At 55.9% G+C, this 22,791-nt stretch carries 16 protein-coding genes; 11 read left to right on the plus strand and 5 right to left on the minus strand.

The genetic code is table 11. The features are described from left to right. Positions 1 to 5 precede the first annotated feature (5 nt). Entirely contained in the window at positions 6 to 1,361 is a 1,356-nt protein-coding gene (gene argA / locus AC6I6N_RS12870; RefSeq protein WP_094196033.1) for an amino-acid N-acetyltransferase, read from the minus strand. Between the two features lie 72 nt (positions 1,362 to 1,433). Between argA and hrpA the strand changes: the two genes are divergently transcribed. The 8 genes from hrpA (at position 1,434) to AC6I6N_RS12910 (ending at position 14,781) form a co-directional block, all read left to right on the plus strand. Continuing rightward, positions 1,434 to 5,225, plus strand: a complete 3,792-nt coding sequence (gene hrpA / locus AC6I6N_RS12875; protein WP_249461522.1) for an ATP-dependent RNA helicase HrpA — start codon at positions 1,434 to 1,436, stop codon at positions 5,223 to 5,225. Positions 5,226 to 5,382: 157 nt separating this feature from the next. After that, positions 5,383 to 8,859 carry a DNA polymerase III subunit alpha gene (gene dnaE / locus AC6I6N_RS12880; protein ID WP_108727885.1) on the plus strand — a complete coding sequence of 1,159 codons (3,477 nt, stop codon included), beginning with the start codon at positions 5,383 to 5,385 and terminating at the stop codon, positions 8,857 to 8,859. Then, a complete protein-coding gene (locus tag AC6I6N_RS12885; protein ID WP_094196036.1) occupies positions 8,856 to 9,962 on the plus strand; it encodes a glycosyltransferase family 4 protein in 1,107 nt (368 codons plus the stop codon). Before dnaE ends, AC6I6N_RS12885 begins: the two co-directional genes overlap by 4 nt. Then, complete coding sequence (locus AC6I6N_RS12890; protein ID WP_264672590.1) at positions 9,959 to 10,801, plus strand: polysaccharide deacetylase family protein; 843 nt, start codon at positions 9,959 to 9,961, stop codon at positions 10,799 to 10,801. The genes AC6I6N_RS12885 and AC6I6N_RS12890 overlap by 4 nt, the downstream gene beginning before the upstream one ends. Then, positions 10,774 to 11,571 (plus strand): glycosyltransferase family 2 protein, encoded by a 798-nt coding sequence (locus AC6I6N_RS12895; RefSeq protein ID WP_108727883.1) that lies wholly within the window; start codon positions 10,774 to 10,776, stop codon positions 11,569 to 11,571. The genes AC6I6N_RS12890 and AC6I6N_RS12895 overlap by 28 nt, the downstream gene beginning before the upstream one ends. 33 nt (positions 11,572 to 11,604) lie before the next feature. Beyond that, positions 11,605 to 12,321, plus strand: coding sequence for a polysaccharide deacetylase family protein (locus tag AC6I6N_RS12900; RefSeq protein ID WP_094196039.1), 717 nt, complete (start codon positions 11,605 to 11,607; stop codon positions 12,319 to 12,321). After that, the gene (locus AC6I6N_RS12905; RefSeq protein ID WP_094196040.1) at positions 12,318 to 13,502 is read left to right on the plus strand and encodes a glycosyltransferase family 4 protein; all 1,185 of its coding nucleotides are present in this window, start codon (positions 12,318 to 12,320) and stop codon (positions 13,500 to 13,502) included. The genes AC6I6N_RS12900 and AC6I6N_RS12905 overlap by 4 nt, the downstream gene beginning before the upstream one ends. Positions 13,503 to 13,650: 148 nt before the next feature. After that, positions 13,651 to 14,781, plus strand: a complete 1,131-nt coding sequence (locus AC6I6N_RS12910; protein WP_395029506.1) for a glycosyltransferase — start codon at positions 13,651 to 13,653, stop codon at positions 14,779 to 14,781. A 62-nt stretch (positions 14,782 to 14,843) separates the two neighbouring features. Here the strand turns inward: AC6I6N_RS12910 and AC6I6N_RS12915 are convergent, their stop codons facing one another. Genes AC6I6N_RS12915 through AC6I6N_RS12925 form a run of 3 tightly spaced genes read right to left on the minus strand, consistent with a single transcriptional unit; the run spans position 14,844 to position 16,767 of the window. Continuing rightward, complete coding sequence (locus AC6I6N_RS12915; protein ID WP_094196042.1) at positions 14,844 to 15,104, minus strand: YkgJ family cysteine cluster protein; 261 nt, start codon at positions 15,102 to 15,104, stop codon at positions 14,844 to 14,846. Further along, a complete protein-coding gene (locus tag AC6I6N_RS12920; RefSeq protein WP_395029507.1) occupies positions 15,101 to 15,865 on the minus strand; it encodes a YdcF family protein in 765 nt (254 codons plus the stop codon). Before AC6I6N_RS12920 ends, AC6I6N_RS12915 begins: the two co-directional genes overlap by 4 nt. Then, positions 15,862 to 16,767, minus strand: coding sequence for a glycosyltransferase family 9 protein (locus AC6I6N_RS12925; RefSeq protein ID WP_094196044.1), 906 nt, complete (start codon positions 16,765 to 16,767; stop codon positions 15,862 to 15,864). The genes AC6I6N_RS12920 and AC6I6N_RS12925 overlap by 4 nt, the downstream gene beginning before the upstream one ends. A 148-nt stretch (positions 16,768 to 16,915) precedes the next feature. Between AC6I6N_RS12925 and msbA the strand changes: the two genes are divergently transcribed. From msbA to AC6I6N_RS12940, 3 genes are all read left to right on the plus strand, one after another. Then, on the plus strand, positions 16,916 to 18,709 hold the full coding sequence (msbA, locus tag AC6I6N_RS12930; RefSeq protein ID WP_094196045.1) for a lipid A export permease/ATP-binding protein MsbA: 1,794 nt from the start codon (positions 16,916 to 16,918) through the stop codon (positions 18,707 to 18,709). 30 nt (positions 18,710 to 18,739) lie between these two features. Next, on the plus strand, positions 18,740 to 19,198 hold the full coding sequence (locus AC6I6N_RS12935; protein ID WP_094196046.1) for a hypothetical protein: 459 nt from the start codon (positions 18,740 to 18,742) through the stop codon (positions 19,196 to 19,198). Between the two features lie 126 nt (positions 19,199 to 19,324). Continuing rightward, positions 19,325 to 19,855, plus strand: coding sequence for a P-loop nucleotide/nucleoside kinase family protein (locus tag AC6I6N_RS12940; protein WP_395029508.1), 531 nt, complete (start codon positions 19,325 to 19,327; stop codon positions 19,853 to 19,855). Between the two features lie 335 nt (positions 19,856 to 20,190). Here the strand turns inward: AC6I6N_RS12940 and rng are convergent, their stop codons facing one another. Continuing rightward, positions 20,191 to 21,654, minus strand: a complete 1,464-nt coding sequence (gene rng / locus AC6I6N_RS12945; protein ID WP_094196047.1) for a ribonuclease G — start codon at positions 21,652 to 21,654, stop codon at positions 20,191 to 20,193. Between the last annotated feature and the right edge of the window lie 1,137 nt (positions 21,655 to 22,791).

Below are 22,791 nucleotides of genomic sequence, written 5' to 3' on the forward strand. Positions count from 1 at the left end.
CCGGCTTACAGCTTTTTAATAAAGACCATGCTGTTGCGCGATCGGTTGTAATGCGACTGTTTGCCTTTAGGCAGATCAGATACGCCACCTTGCACAAACCCACGCTTGATAAACCAGTGAGAGGTGCGCGTGGTCAGCACGAACAGGCGCTTGAAACCGGCTGCACGGGCCTTGGCCTCGGTGTGCCGCAAAAGGATTTCGCCTTCGCCCGAGCCTTGCCATTCGGGGTGCACGATGAGACAGGCCATCTCGGCCATGCTTTCTTGTTCGTAGGGGATCAGGGCAACGCAGCCGTAAATAATGCCGTCATGCTCCAGAACCGTGAACTGCTCCACTTCGCGCTCGATGACAGAACGACCACGGGGCACTAGGGTGCCGTCAATTTCCAGTGGTTCGATCAGTTGCACAATTGCACCCACATCGTCCAGATTGGCCGGGCGCAAATCGTCCAGCGAATCTTCCACCACCATGGTACCCACCCCATCGTGGGTGAAGATCTCCAGCAAAATGCTGCCGTCCTGCTTGTAGGGCACCAGGTGTGCACGGGCAATACCGCGTTTGACTGCTTGCGAGGCATAGCGCAAAAAGGTCGAGCAGTCCTGATCGAGTTTGCCCGAGGCCAGCAGGCCATCGGCATCGGCACGGGCCAGTTCCGAGTCAATATCCAGATTATTGGAGTGACCAATATGTTCCGGTGTCAGGAAAATCAGTTTTTCAGCGCGCAGCGCGATGGCCGTGCTGGTTGCCAGATCTTCCATATCCAGGGTAAAGGCCTCCCCGGTTGGAGAAAAACCCAAGGGAGAGAGTAGAATAAGCGCACCTTGATTCAGGATGACGCGCATGGCGTCCACATCAAGTTTGCGCACCGAGCCAGAGTGCTTGAAGTCCAGGCCATCAATGACACCCACAGGACGCGCGGTCACAAAGTTGCCCGAAATAATGCGAATCTGGGCATGTGACATGGGGGTGTTGGGCAAACCCTGACTGAATGCGGCTTCAATATCCAGGCGAATTTCACCGGCGGCCTCTTTGGCGCATTCCAGAGCGACGGCGCTGGTCGGCTCGGTACCACGGCCAAATTGCGTGGTTTCCCCTTTCAGGCGTAGCTGTTCATTGACTTGGGGGCGTGAACCGTGCACCAGCACCAGCTTGATGCCCAGCGCCGACAGCAGCGACAAGTCCGGGATCAGGGTGTAGAGCAATCCATCGTTGATGAGCTCGCCCCCAAAAGCCACCACGAACGTCTTGCCTCGAAAGTCGTGTACATAAGGCGCCACTTCCCTGAACCATCGCACAAATTGTGCCTGGGACTGATCAGGTGTTTCGATGGCGTTGTACGAGTCGGGGATGTCTGTGTTCATTGCGGGGGATCTTTGCGTCCAAATGGTTTCAAGCCAAAATTATAATGATGTCTGTACCAGAAACTACCTTTCATGCACGAGTCCGACGAATTGACTGAAAATCCACCCTCTTTACCAACAATTTCCTATCCTGATGACCTGCCAGTCAGCGCCCGACGGGCCGAAATTGCCCAGGCAATCAAAGACCATCAGGTGGTCATTGTGTGTGGTGAAACCGGCTCGGGCAAAACCACCCAATTACCTAAAATCTGCCTGGAGCTGGGGCGCGGCCTGCAGGGCAAGATTATTGGTCATACCCAGCCGCGCCGTCTGGCGGCCACATCGGTTGCCAAGCGTATTGCCCAGGAGCTGCAATCGGAGATTGGTGACTGGGTAGGGTATCAAATTCGTTTCAACGACAAGACCGGACCGCGTTCGGCCATCAAGTTGATGACGGACGGGATCTTGCTGGCCGAGTCCCAGCGCGATCCCTTGTTAAGCCGCTACGACACCATCATTATTGACGAGGCCCATGAACGCAGTCTGAACATTGACTTTCTGCTGGGCTTTTTAAAGCAGTTGCTGCCACGGCGTCCGGATTTAAAGCTGATCATCACCTCGGCCACCATTGATGCCGAGCGTTTTGCGGAGCACTTTGCCCACAAGGGCAAGAGGGCGCCCGTGATTGAAGTGTCGGGCCGTCTGTATCCCGTGGATATTGTGTATCGCCCGATTCTGGACCCGTCCTTGGTCGATGCCGAAGAACGCCGTTCTGCCTCCGAGGAAGAGCGGGATCTGATGCAAGGCATTGTGGATGCGGTGCAGGAATGCGCCCGGCACGGCACTGGCGATATTTTGGTGTTCTTGCCCGGCGAGCGCGAGATCCGTGAAGCCACCGAGGCACTGGAAAAAGAAAAGCCCATCAATACAGTGATCCTGCCTTTGTTTGCGCGTCTGTCGCAGGCGGATCAGGAACGTATTTTCCGCCCCAAAGGCAATGCGCGCCGTGTGGTGCTGGCGACCAACGTGGCCGAAACTTCCTTGACCGTGCCTGGCATACGCTTTGTGGTCGATAGCGGCCTGGCGCGTATCAAGCGCTATTCCTGGCGCAACAAGGTCGAGCAGTTGCGCATTGAAGCGATCAGCCAGGCCTCGGCCAGCCAACGGGCAGGGCGTTGTGGTCGTATTGGTCCCGGTATCTGTATTCGTCTGTATGACGAGCAGGACTTCAAGAGCCGCCCCCCCTTTACCGATCCCGAGATTCTGCGCTCCTCGCTGGCCTCGGTGATTCTGCGCATGAAGGCCCTGCATCTGGACGATGTGGAAACCTTCCCCTTTGTGGAGCCACCGACTGGCCGCGCCATTGCCGATGGCTATCAAATCTTGCAAGAGCTGGGCGCGCTGGATGAACAGCAGCGCCTGACCAAAGTTGGCCGTTCCCTGGCCAAGCTACCGGTGGACCCGCGTGTGGCCCGCATGATTCTGGCCGGTCACGAACATCATTGTTTGACGGAAATGCTGATCGTGGCCTCGGCCATGTCCGTGCAAGACCCGCGAGATCGTCCTGTCCATGAACGTGAAGCGGCCAATCAGGCCCATGCCCGTTTCAATGACGACAAGTCCGAGTTTCTGTCCTATGTGAAGCTGTGGAACTGGCTGGAAGCCTTGTCACAGGAGCAAAGCTCGCAGCGCAAGTTTGCCAATAGCGTTAAACAGGCCCTGCTGTCACCCTTGCGGATTCGGGAGTGGCGTGATGTCCATACTCAATTGCGTAGCCTGGTGCAGGAACAGCGCTGGGTCGCCAATCCCTCGGCTGCCACTTATGAGCAGGTGCATCTGGCCTTGCTGACGGGGCTGATCGGCAATATTGGCTACAAGAGCGAAGAAACCGGCGTCTATCAAGGCACGCGTGAGCTGCGTTTTGTGATTCACCCCGGTTCCAAGCTGGTCAAGAAAGCAGGCCGCTGGATTCTGGCCGGCGAGCTGATGGAAACCACGCGCCTGTTTGCCCGCTGTGTGGCGCGTATCGAACCGCAATGGATTGAAAAAGTTGGCGCCCATTTGCTGCGTAAAACCTGGGGCGACCCGCGTTGGGAGAAAAAGGCCGGTCAGGTCGTTGCCAATGAGCGTGCGACCTTGTACGGTTTGCTGATTTACAGTGGCCGTCGCATTCACTTTGGCCGCATTGATCCGGTGCAGGCCCGTGAATTGTTCTTGCGTCAGGCTCTGGTGCCGGGCGAGATTGATTCCAACCTGCCTTTCCTGCGCCATAACCGTCAGCAAATTCAGGCGGTAGAGCGTTTGGAGCATCAATCGCGTCGTCCTGACATTCTGGTGGACGAGGAACTGATCTACGCCTTTTACGATCAGCGCATCCCCAAGGACGTGTACCAGACTGCCACATTGGAAAAATGGTTCAAGGGTTTGTCCAAGGAACAGGCTAAGGGCCTGGAGCTGAACCGCGACGAGCTGATGCAGCACGACGCAGCCGGTATCACCACCGAGGTGTTTCCGCGCTCGGTTGAATGGCAGGGCGTGAAGATGGCGCTGGATTATCACTTCGAGCCGGGTTCGGTGCGCGATGGGGTGACCTTGAGTGTCCCCTTGTTCGCCTTGAACCAGATCGACGCCGCGCGTTGCGAATGGCTGGTGCCCGGCATGTTGAAGGAAAAAGTGCTGGCTTTGCTGAAATCCTTGCCACAGCGTATTCGCCGTCATTGTGTGCCCTTGCCCGATTACGCGGCCGCCTTTCACCAGCGCTGGTTTGAAAAAGCATCCGATCCCGGAATGAGCCTGCTGGATGCGATTTCTCAGGATATGTGGGCGCACGTCAAACAAAGACCACAGCGCAGCGATTTCAAGCCGGAAACGTTGGCGACTCACTTGTTCATGAATTTCCGAGTGATTGACGAGCATGGTCGCATGTTGTCGGGCGGCCGTAATCTGGACCAGCTCAAGGCCGAACATGGCCGTCAGGCGCAGGCGTCCTTCCAGCAGATGGCTGCCAGCGACGAGCAAGTGGCGCAGGTGCTGGATCACGAGCAACTGACCAGTTGGAGCTTTGGCGAACTGCCCGAGCTGATGGAAATCAAGCGCAAAGGTCGCAGCTTTATTGGTTACCCGGCCTTGATCGACAAGAAAACCCATTGCGATCTGGATGTATTTGACGACCCGGCTCAGGCCCAGCGTCAGCACCGTTTGGGTTTGCGTCGCTTGTTCCGTTTGGCCTTGCGCGAGCAAGTGCGCTTTCTGGAAAAGAACATTACGGATCTGACCCGCATCAGCATGCTGTATATCAATCTGGGTACGCAGGAACAATTGCGGGATCAGATTATTGATGTGGCCCTGGAGCAGTCCTGCATGATGGAGCCGTGGCCGAAAAACCAGGCCGAGTTTGAGGCACGCGTACAAGAAGGTCGCAGTCGCTTGGGTCTGGTGGCCCAGGAAGTAGCGCGTCTGGCCGGTCAGATTCTGAATGAGTGGAGTGCCGCCCAGAAAAAACTGGCGCAAATCAAAGCTCACCCCGAGGCTTTGAAAGACATACAGCAGCAATTGAATGCCTTGATGCCCACCATGTTTCTGGAAAGCAATGAATACGCGCAGTTGGCTCATATGCCGCGCTACCTGAAAGCCGTACAAACCCGGGTGGACAAGCTGCGAGCCGATCCGGCCCGCGATCAACGCTTGATGCAGGATATGTCAGTCTTGCTGACGAAGTACCAGCGTGCCGTGGCGGCGCTCAAAGGCGCCACCGATAGCGGTTTGCGGGACTTTCGCTGGATGCTGGAAGAGTTGCGCGTGTCCTTGTTTGCGCAAGAGTTGCGAACTCCCATGCCGGTTTCGGTCAAGCGTCTGGAAAAAGCCTGGGCTGCCTTGCAGCGCTAGGTTATTTGTTGTTTTGGTATTGGTCGGTAGGGGGCGGGTGATTGTGCGTTTGTTGTTCAGCCAGATGTGAACCAATCGAAACATATTGCCTGCCCTTATTCACCCTGAGCATCGCTTCAGGGCCACCAATGTCCATTGGCTTAAGTACAATTCCATCATGAGCGAAACCACCCCTTCCTTTGTCCATTTGCGATCCCACTCGGAGTTCTCCGTGGTGGACGGCATCGCCCGTATTCCCGAAATGATCAAAAAAGCGCAGGCCTATGGGCAGCCTGCATTGGCGTTGACGGATTTGTGCAACTTGTTTGGACAGATCAAGTTCTATACCTCGGCGCGTAAAGCCGGGCTGAAAGCCATCATGGGTTGTGATATTTGGCTGCAGAACGAGGAAGACCGCGAAAAACCGTCACGCCTGCTTTTGCTGGTGCAAAACGAAGCAGGGTATTTGAGCCTGTGCGACATCTTGACCCGTGCCTGGCTGGGCAACCAGTACAAAGGACGTGCCGAGGTACAGCGCGCCTGGTTGAAAGAGTGTAGTGGCCTGATTGCCTTGTCCGGCGGGCGTATGGGTGATATTGGCCATGCCCTGGCCGATGGCAATCTGGACTTGGCCCGGGATTGTGCCCGCCATTGGGAAGACTTGTTCCCCGGTGCCTTTTATATTGAACTGCAGCGCAGCGGTGCGGACGGCGATGAGCTTTATGTACAAGCCGCCATGCGTTTGGCTGCAGAGCTGGAATTGCCGGTGGTGGCGACGCACCCGATTCAGTTTATTGCACGGGACGATTTCCGTGCGCACGAGGTGCGGGTATGTATTGCTGAAGGCGAGCAATTGGCCAACCCCAAGCGTGTGAAGCGTTTTACGCCAGAGCAATACTTTCTCAGCACGGATGAAATGCAGCAGCGTTTTGCGGACGTTCCTGTTGCACTGCAAAACACGCTGGAAATTGCCAAGCGTTGCAACCTGGAGCTGGAGTTGGGCAAACCTTATCTGCCCGACTTCCCGACACCCGATGGCATGTCGCTGGGCGACTTTTTGATCCAGCAGGCCAAGGACGGTCTGGAAATCCGCTTGACGCAGCTGTATGCCGATCCCCAGGAGCGCGAGAAGCAACGCCCGACCTACGAAGAGCGCTTGATGTGGGAGTGCAACACCATCATCTCCATGGGGTTCCCCGGCTACTTCCTGATCGTGGCGGACTTCATTAACTGGGGCAAGCACAATGGTGTGCCGGTCGGACCGGGCCGGGGCTCGGGGGCGGGGTCGTTGGTGGCCTACAGCATGGGGATTACCGACTTGGACCCCTTGCGCTATGACTTGCTGTTTGAACGTTTCCTGAACCCCGAGCGGGTGTCCATGCCTGACTTTGACGTGGACTTTTGCCAGGACAACCGCGAACGCGTGATTGATTACGTGAAACAGAAGTATGGCCGCCAGGCTGTCAGCCAGATTGCCACATTCGGTACCCTGGGTGCGAAAGCCGTGGTGCGTGACGTCGGTCGTGTGCTGGAGCTGCCCTACAGCCTGTGCGATGGCTTGTCCAAACTGATTCCTTTCAACCCTGCTGATCCCTGGACGCTGGAACGGGCGCTGGCCGATGAGCCTGCCTTTCGCGAGCGTTACGAGAACGACGAGGAAGTCAAAGCCCTGATCGATCTGGCCCGCCCCTTGGAAGGCCTGACTCGTAGCGTGGGCATGCACGCCGGGGGGGTTCTGATTGCGCCCGGCAAGCTGATTGATTTTTGCCCGCTGTACGCGCAGTCCGGCCCCGACGCCAACGCCGTGTCGCAATACGACAAGGACGACGTGGAGGCCGCCGGTCTGGTCAAGTTCGACTTTCTGGGCCTGCGTAACCTGACCATTCTGGACTGGGCCGTGCGCTATGTGCGCCAGTTCAATGCCGACAAGCGCGAGTTCGACATCATGGCCTTGCCATTGGATGACGACGCCTCCTACAAACTGCTTTGCGAAGGCAATACCACCGCCGTGTTCCAGTTGGAATCGCGCGGTATGAAGGAGCTGCTGCGTAGTCTACGGCCCTCCACCTTTGAAGACATTATCGCCATGCTGGCCCTGTATCGTCCGGGGCCACTGGAGTCGGGCATGGTGGTGGACTTCGTGAACCGGAAACACGGTCGGGCTGAGGTGGATTATTTCCATCCGGATCTGGAAAGCACGCTGAGCAGCACCTACGGGGTGATCGTCTACCAGGAACAGGTGATGCTGATCTCGCAGATTATCGGTGGCTACTCACTGGGTGGTGCCGACTTGCTGCGTCGTGCCATGGGCAAGAAAAAGCCCGAGGAAATGGCCAAGCATCGCGTCTTGTTCGAGGAAGGGGCGGTCAAGAAAGGTCACGACCCTGAGCTGGCGGTGAAGTTGTTTGACCTGATGGAAAAGTTCGCGGGTTACGGCTTTAACAAGAGTCACTCGGCTGCTTACGCGCTAATTGCGTATCAGACGGCCTGGTTGAAAGCTCACCATCCGGCCGAGTTTCTGGCCGCGACCTTGTTGTCCGATATGGACGATACCGACAAGGTGCAGATTTTCTGGAAAGACGCGCTGGCTAACGGTGTGGAAGTCTTGCCACCCGATATCAACGCGTCCAATTACCGCTTTGAGCCGGTTAAGGACAGCTATACAGAAAAAGGTTTGCCGCCGCGTACCATGCGTTACGGCCTGGGGGCTGTGAAAGGGACGGGTCAGGCCGCCGTTGAAGCGATTGTGGAAGCTCGCAAGCAAGGTGGTCCTTTTACCAGCCTGTTTGATTTCTGCCGTCGCGTGGACCGTCATCAGGTCAACAAGCGCACGATTGAAGCCTTGGTACGCGCCGGTGCTTTTGATTCGATTGACGAAAACCGCGCCGCCTTGCTGGCCAGTATTGGTGCCGCCACGGAAGCGGCTGAGCAGGCCGAGCGTAGCGCGAATCAATCCTCGCTGTTTGATGATGACTCCAACGATATCGTGGAAGGCGAGGTCGCGAAAGTCGCCCCATGGAGCCTGCAAGATCGCTTGCGTCAGGAAAAGACGGCACTGGGTTTTTATTTTAGCGGCCACTTGTTTGACGCCTGGCGGGATGAAGTTCGTCGTTTCGCACCGACACCCTTGGCACGCCTGGAAGCCTCGCGCAGCCCGCAGTGGTTTGCTGGCGTGCTGTCAGCCGTGCGGGTACGCATGACCCGTCGCGGCAAGATGCTGTATGCCATGCTGGATGACGGCTCGGCGCAACTGGAAGTGGCGATCTTCAATGAACTGTTTGAAGAGCACCGCCAGCGTCTGAAAGAAGACCAGTTGATCATCATTCAGGGCAAGGTCAGCAACGACGACTACACCGGCGGTCTGCGTATCAATGCCGATTCGATTTTTGATCTGCAGTTGGCCCGTGAAGCGCGTGCCAGTTGCTTGAGCATTGCTTTGAATAACAATGCGGACGCGCAGCGTTTGCAAGCCTTGCTGGCGCCGCATCGAGCCGAGCAGCAGGGCGGTGTGCCGGTAGAGGTGCAGTTGCAACGCCCCGATTACGAATGTGTGGTGCAGCTAGGCCCGCAATGGCGTGTTCGTCTGGCTGATTCCTTGCTGGAGCAGTTGGAAGGCTGGGATGCCACACACGAGGTGGAGATCAGCTACCGATGAAGCCCTTGCGCATTTTGCACTCGGAAGCAGCCACCAGCTTTGGCGGTCAGGAGAATTACATCCTGCGTGCCATGCGTATCTTGCGTGAGCGTGGGCACCAGGTGGAGGCCGCGTGCCAGCCTCATGCCCAGCTTACCGAGCGTTTGCGTGATGAGGGCTTTGTGGTCCACACCCTCTTGATGGATGGCCCGGCCAATTACATGCGCGGTGTGCGCCAATTGCGTCGGGTCTTGCGTCAAGGCCGGTTTGATGTGCTCAATAGCCATAGCCGCCGGGACACCATGCTGGCTGGCGTGGCCGGACGCTTGGCGGGGACGCCTTTGATTGTGCGCACGCGTCATCTGGCCAAGAAGGTCGGTTCCTTGATGTCTTACACCATCGTGCCCAAACGAGTGATCACGCCCAGCGATTATGTGCGCGATCACCTGATCGAGCGCGGCGTGAAGCCTGAGCATGTCCAGGTGGTCTACCCCTGTGTGGACCCCAGTGTGATCGATTCGGCACCCGCCCTGGATTTGCGCGCTGAGCTAGGTTTGGCATCTGACTCCTTGCTGGTAGGCTGCGTTGCCGTGTTGCGCCGTGAGAAAGGCCATCGTGAGCTGATTGCCGCTATGCATCCCTTGTTTGACCGCTATCCTCAATTGCACTTGGTGCTGGTGGGGGGCGGCTCGCCGGGCTACGAGCAATTGCAGGCCTTGATTGTGGAGCTGGGATTACAGGAGCGGATTCATATGCTGGGCGCTCGTGCGGATGTGCCCTCGATTCTGCCCAATCTGGATATTTTTGCCTTGGCGACCCATATGGAAGCCTCGGGCACCGTATTTGTAGAAGCGGGGTGTGCTGGCATTCCCGTGCTGGGCAGCCGCGTCGGTGGAGTGCCGGAGATGATGTTGGACGGTCACAGCGGTTTTTTGGCGGACTTGCATGACCCTAAGCAGTGGCGCGCCGCATTGGAAAAAATGATTCAAAGCACTGAGCTGCGTCAGGACATGGGAGCCGCAGGCCGCCTGTTTTGTCGTAGCGACGAGCGCTTTACCCCGGTTGCCATGGGTGACCGGCTGGAAAGCGCTTACTACCGCTGGTTAAAGGAGCTTCAGGGATGAAAGTGGCAAGCACGGTGCCCGTCATGATGTACCACCATGTCACCCCGGAAGGGGGCATGATCAATGCCAGTCCCGAGCATTTCGAGCAGCATTTGCAATGGTTGAAAAAGCATGGCTGGACCAGCCTGACAACCGAGCAGTTTGTAGGCCATCTGCAAGGGCAGGGTGTACCGCCCAAATCGGTGCTGATTACCTTTGATGATGGTTACCTGGATAACTGGGTCTACGCCTATCCTTTGCTGAAAAAATATGGCTTCAATGCCGTGATTTTCCTGGTGACGAGCTGGATCAATGAGGGGCCTGTGCGTCCTTATTTGGGCCAGGGCCAGGACGTGCCCGAGTGCCCGGATCATCGTGAATGTGAAGCGCGTATCGAGCAAGGTCGTAGTGACGAGGTGATTTTGCGCTGGAGTGAAATCCACGCCATGCAGGCTGATGGCGTGTTTGAGTTCCACAGCCACACCCATACCCATACTCGCTGGGATTTGAGCGAACAGCGCGATCAAAAGAATGACAAGATGCGTTGGGAACTGGAGCAGTCGCGTACAACCTTGAGAGCCAATATGGGTACGGTCTCCGATCAGTTGTGCTGGCCTCAAGGTTATTTTGATCCAGATTACGTGCAGGTCGCCCAGCAGGCAGGTTTCCGCTATCTGTACACGACGCGTGCCTTTGGCTCCAACCAGCCTGGCAGCGATCCTTTGCATATTTATCGCTTCGCCGTGCGTGATACGACTGGCGTGTCAGTCGGGCGCAGGCTGAATGTCGCGGTACATCCCGTGATTGGTCCGATTTTCAACAGGTGGAAAGCATGGCGTCGTCGTCAACGACAGAAGTAGAGCGAAGCGCCTCCGGCAAGCGCCTGTCCGTTATCCTGATTACCAAAAACGAGCAGGCGCATATTCGTGCCTGCCTGGAGTCGGTGGCCTTTGCGGACGAGATCATTGTGGTGGACTCGGGCAGTACCGATCAGACCGTGGAAATTGCCCGTTCCCTGGGCGCGAAAGTCACGGTTACCCCGGATTGGCCCGGCTTTGGGCCGCAGAAGAATCGGGCGCTTGATCAGGCCACGGGCGAATGGGTGCTGTCCATTGATGCGGATGAGCGCGTTACCCCCGAGCTGGCACAGCTGATTCAGCAGGAAATAGCCCAGCCGCGTGGCACGGCTTACCGGATTGCCCGCCTGTCTGAATTTGCTGGCCGCTGGATGCGTCATAGTGGCTGGTGGCCGGACCGGGTGTTGCGCCTGTTCAAGCGCGGTACCGCTCGCTTTAACGATGCCAAAGTCCATGAAAGTGTGCAGACTGAACATCCTGTCCTGATTCTGGATGGGCATTTCCTGCATTACCCCTACGCCAGCCTTGAAGTCTTTATTGACAAGATCAACCGCTATTCCTCGGATGCCGCCCGTCAAATGCAGGCCAAGGGCAAGACCACTAGCTTGCCGGGTATCGCCGGTCATGCCAGTTGGACCTTTGTACGTCACTATATTGTTCGACGCGGCTTTCTGGACGGCCCGCAAGGCTTCATCCTGGCGTGTATGGCCGCCGCAGGCAGCTTGTTTCGATATAGTAAGCTGTGGTATTACACCCGTCAGAAGTCTGATTAGCCCCTTATAATGCCGCCTATGATTCCGATTCTTATGTACCACCAGGTCGGGGTGCCTGCTCCCAAAGGTTCGCCGTATCGAGGCTTGACCGTGCATCCCACTGACTTTCGGCGCCAGATGACGTGGCTGAAGCGCTTGGGCTATCAAGGTTTGTCCATGGCGCAATTGATGCCGTACCTGCGCGGTGAAAAGCAGGGCAAGGTTGTGGGAATCAGCTTTGATGACGGCTACCGTAACGTGTTTCAAAATGCCATGCCGGTGCTGGATGAGTTGGGCTTTACCGCCACTAATTACATTGTTGCGCGGCATCTGGACGGCTCCAACTTCTGGGATCAACCCAAAGGTGTGCCGCATTCCGGTCTGATGTCCTTGCCCGAGCTGCGCGCCTGGGTAAATGCCGGTCATGAAGCCGGTTCGCACACCTTGGACCATGTGCATCTGACTGATGTGTCCTCGGAAATTGCCCATTACCAGATCGCGCAATCCAAGGCAGAGCTGCAAGATGCGCTGCAAGTTGAAGTCAGCGCTTTCTGCTATCCCTATGGCGATCAGAATCAGGCTATCCGTGAGCAAGTGCGCCAGGCAGGGTATCTGAACGCCACCACCACCAATCGTGGCCTGGCGCGTTCGGACGATGACTTGTTTGATCTGCCCCGCGTGACGGTCTCGCGTTCCACCAATATTTTGCGCTTTGTGCAAAAGTGCGTGACACGCCTGGAAGACAAGCGCCGTACGGTTTCCCGCTCATGAATTCAGATCAAATCCACGACACGCCTGCTGCGATTGCCGAGCGTTTACGCATTGCTTTTGTGGTCGATCGTTTTGGTAACCGCTTTGGCGGTGCCGAGGCCTATGGCGTGGAGCTGATGCGTGAACTGGCCGAAAAGCACGAAATTACCGTGTTTGCGCGTGAGTATGACAGTCGTTGCGACTTGAAGCTGGCCTACGTGCCTATCCGTCATTGGTCGCACTGGCCTGGCTGGATACGCGGCATCCTGTTCGCCCGCAAGGCGGCCAAGGCCACGGCCCAAGGTTTTGATATTGTGCATTCGCACATGAACGGGTGGTGCGGGGACGTGGAAGTGGTTCATGTCACCCCCGTGCGTTTCAACTGGCGGGTGCGACCCTTGCCCTGGCTTAAAAAGCTGGGTTCCTACTTCAGCCCGCGTGTCTGGGGCTATCTGGGTCTGGAAAAACGCCGTTTGCGGCCCGGTCCTCATGCCGTTGTCGCCGTTTCAGGCTTGATTGCCGAACAATTGCAGCAAGCCTATGGCAGCGTGCACGATTATCCGGTTATCGCTCCTGGCGTGGCCTTGCCGCAAGCCGATTTGCAAGGGGAAGAGCGTACCAAAGTGCGTGAGTCCTTGGGTTTCACCAAGGAGCAGGTCGTCTGTCTGCTGGTGGCGCGCAATCCCCTGCGCAAAGGCTTGAGTACGGTGCTGGAGGCCTTGGCGAAATTGCCATCTCATTACCGCCTGTTGGTGGTGGGTGGAAAACCTGGCCTGCGAGATCAGATGCGCCAACAGTTGCAGTCTCTGAATATGCAGGATCGTGTCATCTTGCAAGGCGAGACCTCGAACGTCGAACCCTTTTATCGTGCTGCCGATATTTACGTGCATCCCACCCTGAATGACAGCTTTGGCATGGCACCGCTGGAAGCCATGTCCTATGGTTTGCCGGTCGTCCTAAGTCCGGCGCCGTGGTGCGGCTTTGCCCAATATGTGCAGGGTGGTTATCACGCCTTGCTGCTCAGCCATCCGGAAGATGCCCAGGAACTGGCCCAAGCGATTGAGAAAATCAGCAAGGATCCGGTGATGGCCCGTAATCTGGTCGAGAACTCTCGGGAATTGCTGGCCCAGTTCAGTTGGCCTGCGGTGGCAAGTCGTTATCAGGAGCTGTACCAAAAAGTGTTGCTTCGCCGCCAAGCTTAAAACGCTGTTTTCTTTGTTATTGGTATTAAATTTTCAAAACTGCTGTTCAGTCATTGTTCAGCTTGCGCAATAGCGGATACACTTTGTGACCCGTAGATGCTCGGCCAGAGCATTTGCCTGTCATTCATAGCCGCTGACGGAGCGAGTTTTGAAGGTCCTGATCACTGATATTCATCACGGTAATGGCGGAGGCCATGTTACCTATATTTTGGGTTTGTTGCGTGGGCTGGCTCATCAGTGTGATTTCACTCTGGCGGTCCCGGCAACAGGCCGACTGTATCGTGAAGCTTTGCAGGTACCTGGCGTCAGAGTGTTGCCGGGCCTGTACACCGCCCGTATCGGGACGGCGTTATCAGAGATATGGAGTTTGCGCCGTTTTTTGCAGCGTGAGGCTTTTGATATCGTGCATTGCAATGGCAGCACCGATCACCGCCATGTCATGATCGCTTGTAAAACGCTGCCTAATCCTCCGGTCATTATCTGGACCAAACACAATACCAACCGTCTCCATAGCGTGGGTAACCGCTTGCGGGCGCGCTTTGGGACGGATCTTTGTATTGCCGTTAGCGATTATGTGGCGCGGCAACTGGCTAATTCCGATTACCGACGTTGCAATGTGGAACGTATTTATCACGGCCTGGACCTGGAGCATTATTGTCCAGTGAGCCCGCAGGAAAAGTGGGCCGCACGTCAGACGCTCTTCGGCTCGACTTTGCCTGACAATTGTCTGGTGCTGGGCTCGGTAGGTGGTACCGATCTGGAAAAAGGCTGGTTGCTGCTGGTGGAGGCGGTTGCTCGTCTGGAACCAGAGCTGAAACAGCGAGTCCGGGTGGTGGTGGCGGGGGATCCGCCAGCCGCCGCCGTCTGCGAAAAAGTGCAGGCTTTGGGTTGCGCCGAACAAGTGCTCTTTCCTGGATTGGTCAAGGATGTACGTTCGGTGTTGGCTGCATGTGATGTGGGTTTTGTGCTGTCTTATAAAGAATCTGCCTCCTACGCGTGTTACGAGTCCCTAGCACTGGGGCTGCCAGTTCTGATTTCCAATGCCGGTGGCTTGCCTGAAAGTATTGAACACTTGCATGAAGGCTGGGTGGTGCCTTGCGGTGATGTCGAGGCCATTGAAGCGCATGTGCGAGACATGCTGTGTCAGAAGTATTGCTTGCAAACGGTGGGCAGACGGGCCAGGAAGCGGGCAGAGAAGCGGTTTGACGCGCAACGCTTTTCAGTAGATACCTATCAGGCCTATTTGAAAGCGCGGGCGCTGTCAGCGTCAGCTTATTAAGGGTGTATACAAAGAGGCGTTTTGAGTGTATTTCAGAACACCTCTTTTTTTTATCTCGCTCGTTAGGGCTGGGGGGCTGTCAGCGTTTCCAACTCTGCCAGCCAGAGCAAGGCTTCTTCGCGCTTGGTGCCACACATTTCAGGCGAGGCCTGTAAACCAGAGCAACAGGCAGGCCGTTCGGGCTGGCCGAAAATCCGGCAGCGCAGTTGCTCATCCAACTGGATACAGGGCACACCGGCTGGCTTGCCGTGGGGCATGCCGGGGATAGGGCTGGAAATCGAGGGGGCGATACAGCAGGCCCCGCATTCGGAGCGACAAATCATGCCCAGCCTCGGGACCAATACACCAGAATCCCGACATATTCTTTAATGATGGAGCGGCTGGACTGCAGGGCCATCAGATTGGGTTTCCACCTGGAAAACCCGGGACTGTTCGGAACCGTTAACTGTGGGGCTGCACCGGCTGGAATCACATCAACCCCTTGCTTGCGGAAAATGGCCATGGCACGTGGCAGGTGCAAGGCTGAAGTCACCAGCAGGACATGCTTGGCCTGCTTTTCTTGCAACAGCTTGGCCGTATATTCGCCATTTTGTTGAGTGGTCAGGCTGTCGTTTTCCATCAGCAGGGCCGAGGTGGGGACATTCAGGTTGTTCAGGGTGTTGGCCATGACCTTGGCCTCGCTGATGCCGCCGTCCAGCGCTGCTCCCGACAAGACGATGTAAGGCGCACGTCCTGCCTTATACAGATCAGCCGCCCGTTCTACGCGTGCCGATGTCTTTTGGGCTGTCTGTGGTAAGAACCAATTACTGCGGTTTTGGGCAGTGTGGCCACCTAGAACCACAATGGCATCGGCCTGCATCACCTGTTCAGCAGGCTGGTAGGGATACATTTTTTCCAGATACCCACCGGCATACAGGCTGGTGGCGGGCAGGGACCAGGCACCGGTCCAGAGCAGTCCGGCCAAGGCCAGGGCGGCAGCCGTTTTACGCTGGCGCAAGATAAACAGCAACACTGCCAGAAGTAATAGGGCTGCAAACAAGTTCAATGGAATGACCAGGCTGGTCAGGATGCTCGATACGCTCATGGGTGCTCCTGTTCTGACTCCAACACTTGCACCACTTCGTTCAGCGTAGGCCATTGGCCATCACGTCCCAGGCAGATCGCCCGTGGTGACCAGGGGCCCGTGTCTTGTGGGTTGGTGACGCCACATAAGGTCAGCTGCTGCGCCTTGATGGCCGCGGCGACATGGGAGACGCCAGAGTCATTGCAAACTACCCACTGCGCCTGTTGGCAAAGCCGTGCAAACGCCCCTAAGGGTAGGGGCGGCAGACAACGTGCGCTGGGCGCATTGTGCAGGGCAGCCTCATGCTCGTTGGGCGGAGGACACATAATGACGGTTTTGCCTTGGGCTTGCAGATGTCGGGTCAGTTGGTCGAAATAGGGCCAGACTTTGACGCGGCCTTTGTGCAGTCCCGTTGCAGTAGGGGCGATCAGAATATAGTCACCGGGGCGCAGGGCGGCTTGGCGCAAACTGTTGTCGCCTTCTTGCCGTTGCAGGGGGCTGAGCGTCAAATCCAGGGTGGCTGGGGCTTGTTCGGCTGCCGGGTTCAAATTCCACAGCTTCAAAGCCTGTTGAACAATATAGAACCAGGATTGCACCGCGTGCAACCGCTTTTGCGGCTTATTTAAAGGCCAACGTAATAAAAGGCTACGGCCGTCGTCCCGATAACCGCAGGCTGGCAGGCCAGCCAGTTTGAAGCTGAGCGCACTGCTAAGCGAATCAGGCAGCAGCAGGCCATACGCATGGCGATGGCCGTGCTGGCGACGATAGCGGCGTATGGCTTTGGCATCCTGGTGCCAGTGGCTGCTCATGGGGATGAAGCCATGCAAAGGGTACGCCGACAGCAGCTCGCGGGCCCAGGGACGGGCGCAAACCACAACGGGCAAACCGGTATCGAGCAGAGCCTGTAAACACGGCAGGCTCATGCATGCATCGCCTAGCCAATTAGGCAATCGTAGGTAAAGGGCAGAGGGATCAGACATGAACAGGGACAACGAGGCAGAACGAACCAAAGCGGGGACGCTCGATTCAGGCAATGAGCGTTAGAATAAACACAATTAGATAGTATATAGGGTGTCCTCGTTGTCCAACGCCATAGAAACCAAAATCAAGCCTGCTGGGCACGATCCCGTCAAATCCGATCTCTGGAGGCGCATTTACAGCCGTTTGCTGCCTTATTGGAAGGTAGCGGTGTTGGCATTGATCCTGGTCAGTCTGTCCTCGGCTACCCAGCCGGTGCTGGCGGTGATCATGAAGCCGTTGCTGGACGATGGCTTTACCGGTGCCAAGCCTGATTACATGTGGTCCATTCCGCTGGCCGTGATCGGACTGATGTTTGTGCGGGGTGTGACCAGTTACGGTAGCTCCTATCTGTTTGCCTGGATCGCCAACAAAATGTTGCTGACTTTACGTGGCGACATGTTCTCCCGCTTGCTGGGATTGTCCGACTCGGAGTTCAAGCAAGGGGATACGGGGCGTTTGCTGAACCGTTTTACGATTGATGCTGGCACCATGACCGGGGTGGCTACCGAGGTGGTCACGGTCGTGGTGCGTGAAACCCTGACAGTGATTGCCTTGCTGGGCGTCTTGCTCTATATGTCCTGGCAATTAACGGTCATCGTGTTTTTGGTGATGCCCGCGTCGGTCTTTGTTGCCAAGATGGTGTCGCGTCGCTTGCGCCGCATTAACCGCGATACGGTGAATATGAACGCCGAGCTGACCCGCGTGGTCAGCGAAGCCATTGATGCTCAGCGTGTCATCAAGCTGTTTGACGGCTACGAGCGTGAAAACACACGTTTCATGTACGTGAGCGCGCGCCTGCGCCGTTTTGCCATGCGCGCCGCTTCTGCGGATGCGGCCTTGTCGCCCATTACGCAGTTGTTTGTGTCCATCGCTGTGGCCGGGGTGATTTTTGTGGCTTTGTATCAGGCCAATACCGGCACACTGACTATCGGTAGTTTTGCGGCGTTCATGGCTGCTTTGGGGCAGATTTTTGACCCTATCAAGCGTTTGACCAATATTACGGGCACCATGCAGCGCATGTTGGTAGCGGCAGAAAGCGTGTTCAAGCTGGTTGATCAGGATCCGGAGCCTGACACAGGAACACGGGAGTTCAAGCAGCCCGTTCGTGGCCATATCGAATTTGATGCGGTCTCTCACCGTTTCCCTAACGCCCATCGCGACACCTTGTCTGAGGTCAGTTTTGCGGTGCAGCCCGGCCAGACCATTGCGCTGGTTGGTCGTTCCGGCAGTGGCAAGACCACGCTGGCCAATATGGTGCCGCGCTTTCTAATTCCAAGCAGCGGGCAGTTGCGGGTCGATGGTATCCCCTCGGAAGAGCTGACGTTGCGCAGCTTGCGTAGCCAGATTTCTTTGGTCAGCCAGGATGTGGTGCTGTTTGAGGCGACGATCGGCCAAAACGTGGCTTATGGCGCGGGAGCCGAGGTCTCACCGGAGCGTATCTGGGAGGCCCTGGAAGCAGCCAATCTGCGTGAGTTTGTAGAGGGTTTGCCTCAAGGCCTGGATACGATGGTTGGCGAGAACGCCAACTTCCTGTCAGGCGGCCAACGTCAGCGCTTGGCCATTGCTCGCGCCCTGATAAAAAATGCACCCATCTTGATTCTGGATGAAGCAACCTCCGCCTTGGATAACGAATCCGAGCGTCAGGTTCAGATGTCTCTGGAAACCTTGATGAAGGGGCGCAGTACCTTGGTGATTGCTCATCGCCTGTCTACCGTACAAAATGCCGATCAAATCCTGGTGCTGGATGAGGGGCGGATTATTGAGCAGGGCAGTCACGACGAATTGCTGGCCCGCAATGGTGTGTATGCCGGGTTCTACCAAATGCAGTTTCAGTTCAACGAATAAGCGGCTTCAGGCTGCACGATAAGGAACATCATGAAGAAGATCATTCTTGCGCTGGCCGGGCTGGCTGTGTTGGCAGGATGTGCCAAGCAGAATGCAGAATTGCGGGAACAGGATTTGCGTCGATCCAGTTTTTTCAAGACTGAGCGACGCATCAATATGGATTTTGTGAGCATTCAGCGTGCCTTGTTCAAGCACCAGGCAGAGTGTGGCAAAGCCGCTGTGTTCAAGATGGAACCGGGGCAGGCCAGCTACGGCACCTTGCGTTATGAACTGGAGCCGGGGGCGGGTTGGGATAACAGTATTTTGATTGATCTGACCTTGATGCAAAAGGGGTGGGTAGATGCCAAGGTCTATAGTTACCGTGCCGATGTAAAAAAAGAAATCAAGGAAATCTTCACCTCTATTCGTGCTCCGGGCGTGTGCAATCCTGATGATGCGCCCAAAGAGGTGTTGCCCGAAGATGATTTTGTCCCCGTTGCACCGCTGTAATAGTTCAAGCGTTGCGCAACGAGGCACTTCCAATACGTGAGGTGCCCAAACGGCAGGACAAACCTGCTTTTGACCCGTCTGTTCAGGCGGGTTTATTGTTTTTAGTTGCTTCTAATAAGAGAGATGATGGATTCTGCCTCTACAACCCAAGTCAAACAGACCGCCGTGACGGCAACAATGCTCTATCTGATTTGCGGCAAGATTGCGGCGGGCAAATCCACCTTCGCCAAGAAACTGTCCGAGCAGTCAAAGACAGTCCTGATCAGCGAAGACTTTTGGCTGGCTAGCTTGTATCCCAGTCAAATTGGGTCTTTGGAGGATTACGCTCGTTGTTCCGGCTTGTTGCGTACCGCCATGGCACCGCATATTACGGGTCTGTTGCAGGCCGGGGTATCCGTGGTGCTGGATTTTCCCTCCAACACGCTGGCAACACGAGCTTGGGCGCGGGAGTTGATTGAAAACGCGGGCGTGGCTCACGAACTGCATTATCTGGATGTGGCTGATGCTGTGTGCAAAGCGCGTTTGCATGCCCGTAATGCCCGTGGGGAACATCCCTTTGAAGCAACTGAAGCGCAGTTTGATTTGTTCAGCCGCTATTTTGTAGCACCGCAGCAGTCAGAGGGCTTTAATGTTATTCGTCATCAGGTTGCGGAATAGGCTACGGGCTTGTTTTCTGGCTGTTAGTTGCCAGATACCGTTTGCTTGACTGCCTCTGCATGTGTGTCTGGGCTTTGTGTGTGTCGATGCTCGCGCGAGTGAGCTGTAATACAGCGTTAGCCTGGGTGTAGTGGTGTGTTTGTTGATGCCTTTTATGACAAACCACTCATGGCGCACATAAAGCGCTTTGCTCTATTTGTTTGATTTGTTCTATTGAGCTGGCCAACTGAGTCCAAACCGCTATTGAGTGATACCTGCTTGCAGACTGCAGAGATCTTGCCGTGCGATAAGGGATGAAGGGGATTGGCTACCCAGCCAATCCCAAAGCAGAGCACTTACAGCAAGATAATGTCGTACTGTTCCTGGGAGTAGTGCGGGTCTACTTCCAGGGAGATAGGCTTGCCGATAAAGTCGCCCGCCACGGCCAAATGCTGGCTTTCTTCTTCCAGAAACAGATCCACCACTTCCTGAGCCGCCAGAATACGGAACTCTTTAGGGTTGAACTGCTTGGCCTCGCGCAGCACTTCGCGCAGGATTTCATAGCAGACGGTACGGGCCGTACGTACGGAACCACGCGATTGGCAGGTGGGGCAGGGCTCACACAGTTGGTGCGCCAAGGAATCACGCGTGCGTTTGCGTGTCATCTCCACCAAACCTAACTGGCTAAAGCCATTGATCGTCACACGAGTACGATCTTTGGCCAGTGCTTTTTGCAGCTCTTGCAAGACAGACTCCCGGTGAGTGGGGTCGTCCATATCAATAAAGTCCAGAATGATGATGCCACCCAGATTGCGTAGGCGCAGTTGGCGGGCCAGGGCAATCGCTGCTTCCAGGTTAGTCTTGAAAATCGTGTCGTCGAAGTTGCGGCCGCCGACAAAACCACCTGTATTCACATCTACCGTCGTCAGAGCTTCGGTCTGATCGATAATCAAGTAACCCCCCGATTTCAGATCCACTCGACGTGACAAGGCGCGGTTGATCTCTTCATCGACATGGGCGGTATCGAACAAGGCGCGGCTGCCTTTGTGATGATTAATGCGCTCCAGCACGGATGGCGTATAAATCTGTGCCCATTCCTTCATCTCTTGCACGACCGTGCGCGAATCCACCACGATGGACTGGGTGTTGGGTGTGACCATATCGCGCAAAACACGCTGCGCCAGGTTCAAGTCCGTATAAAGCACAGAGGGGGCGCCTTGCTCGCGGATACGCTCTTGAATACGGGTCCATAAGGTGCGCAGGTATAGCTGGTCTGCACTGATCTCTTCATCGGTTGCGCATTCGGCTTGAGTCCGTACGATAAAACCGCCTTTTTCATCCTTGGGCATCAGACGGCTGACGCGTTCGCGCAGCTCGATCCGGTCAGCATCCGAACCAATGCGTTGCGACACACCAATATGAGGATCAAAAGGCAGATACACCAGCATGCGGCCAGCAATGCTGATCTGCGTCGAGACACGAGCGCCTTTGGTGCCCAAAGGATCCTTGATGACTTGTACTAATAAAGACTGGCCTTCGAACAGGAGCTTTTCAATTGGTGTGGTCGCACTACCTTGATTGCGCTCGGCGCGATTCTGGCGCAAGTCGGCCACGTGGATAAATGCCGCGCGTTCCAGCCCTATATCAATAAAGGCACTTTGCATGCCGGGTAAAACCCGAGCCACTTTTCCCAGATACACGTTCCCCACATAGCCGCGTTGGATGCTGCGCTCGATATGAATCTCCTGGACAGCACCTTGCTCGACCAGGGCAACACGGGTTTCAAACGGAGTGACGTTAATCAGGATGTCTTCATGCATAGTTAGTTTCGCTAAAGGAATATCTGTTCCGAGCTAGTGTAGGGCCAAGTCAGTGAGGCTGCTATGCCTTTATGACTATATAGAGTGTTTAGGGGTGATGAATGCTTTGCTTGTCTTTGTTCAGGAGGCTGCTTTGGGGTGGATGTGGTTCTAGCCGCTCTATGTAGGACGCCGCTCAGGGCCCCGGTACGGGGTGATGGGGCGGACTACGCGCCGGTCCCCTTGTCAGAGCCACTATCAGGGCGCAGTCTGAACTCGCCCAGTGATTGGTCCCCCGGACCAATCACAAACCTTGGGCTCAAACAGCAGACTGCTTGCATCCCCGATGGTGACTCCGACTGCGGCAAGTCGTCTGACTCGCCCCAACACCCCGTACCGGGGCCCCGAGCGGCTAACAGCTCTGCATCGTGCTCGATCTTGGAGGCCACTCAACCGCCTATCTATATAGAGACACTCTTGATTTGGGGCGAGGGCATGGCGCTGTGTGTTTACCGCCGCTAGCCTGTTTGCCAACCATCCAACCATCCAACCATCCAACTATCCAACCATCCAACCATCCAACCATCCAACCATCCAACCATCCAACCATCTAACCATCCAGTCAGTCAGTCAGTCAGTCAGTCAGTCAGTCAGTCAGTCAGTCAGTCAGTCAGTCAGCCGATCCATCGACAGACGACTATTTTGGGAAGGAATTTCCCCTCCTATCTATATGGAGGGAGAGTTATCAGAGGGTGGGGGGGATGATCTGACGAATTTCTTTGAGGAAAACAGCGGTCAGTCCATGTTTTGCTCTGTAGAGGGCTGAAGTCTTCCGCCCGTAGGCAAAAATTCGAAGTTAATCAAAAAATTATTTTTATAGTTATTCTTCATAGTTATCAATCGGCTACATCGTTCTGCAGAATTTTTCCTCCTCAAATATCCAGAAAAATGTCAAAGAAGGCTTGCAAGGCGGAAAATCATCGTGCTATAGTTCTTTTCTCGCTGCAGCACACACAGGGTTTTCCCGTAAGCGCCGCAGAGAGCAGTTAGGCAAGTTTCACCGCCTTGGCCAAGAGGCCCGCACCGAAGCTTGAATGACTGGTCAGGTAACTGACACGGTGTAAAACCCGGAGCTTGACAAATCAGAAAATTCTGTGT

Source organism: Alcaligenes sp. LTN-3, assembly GCF_059735605.1.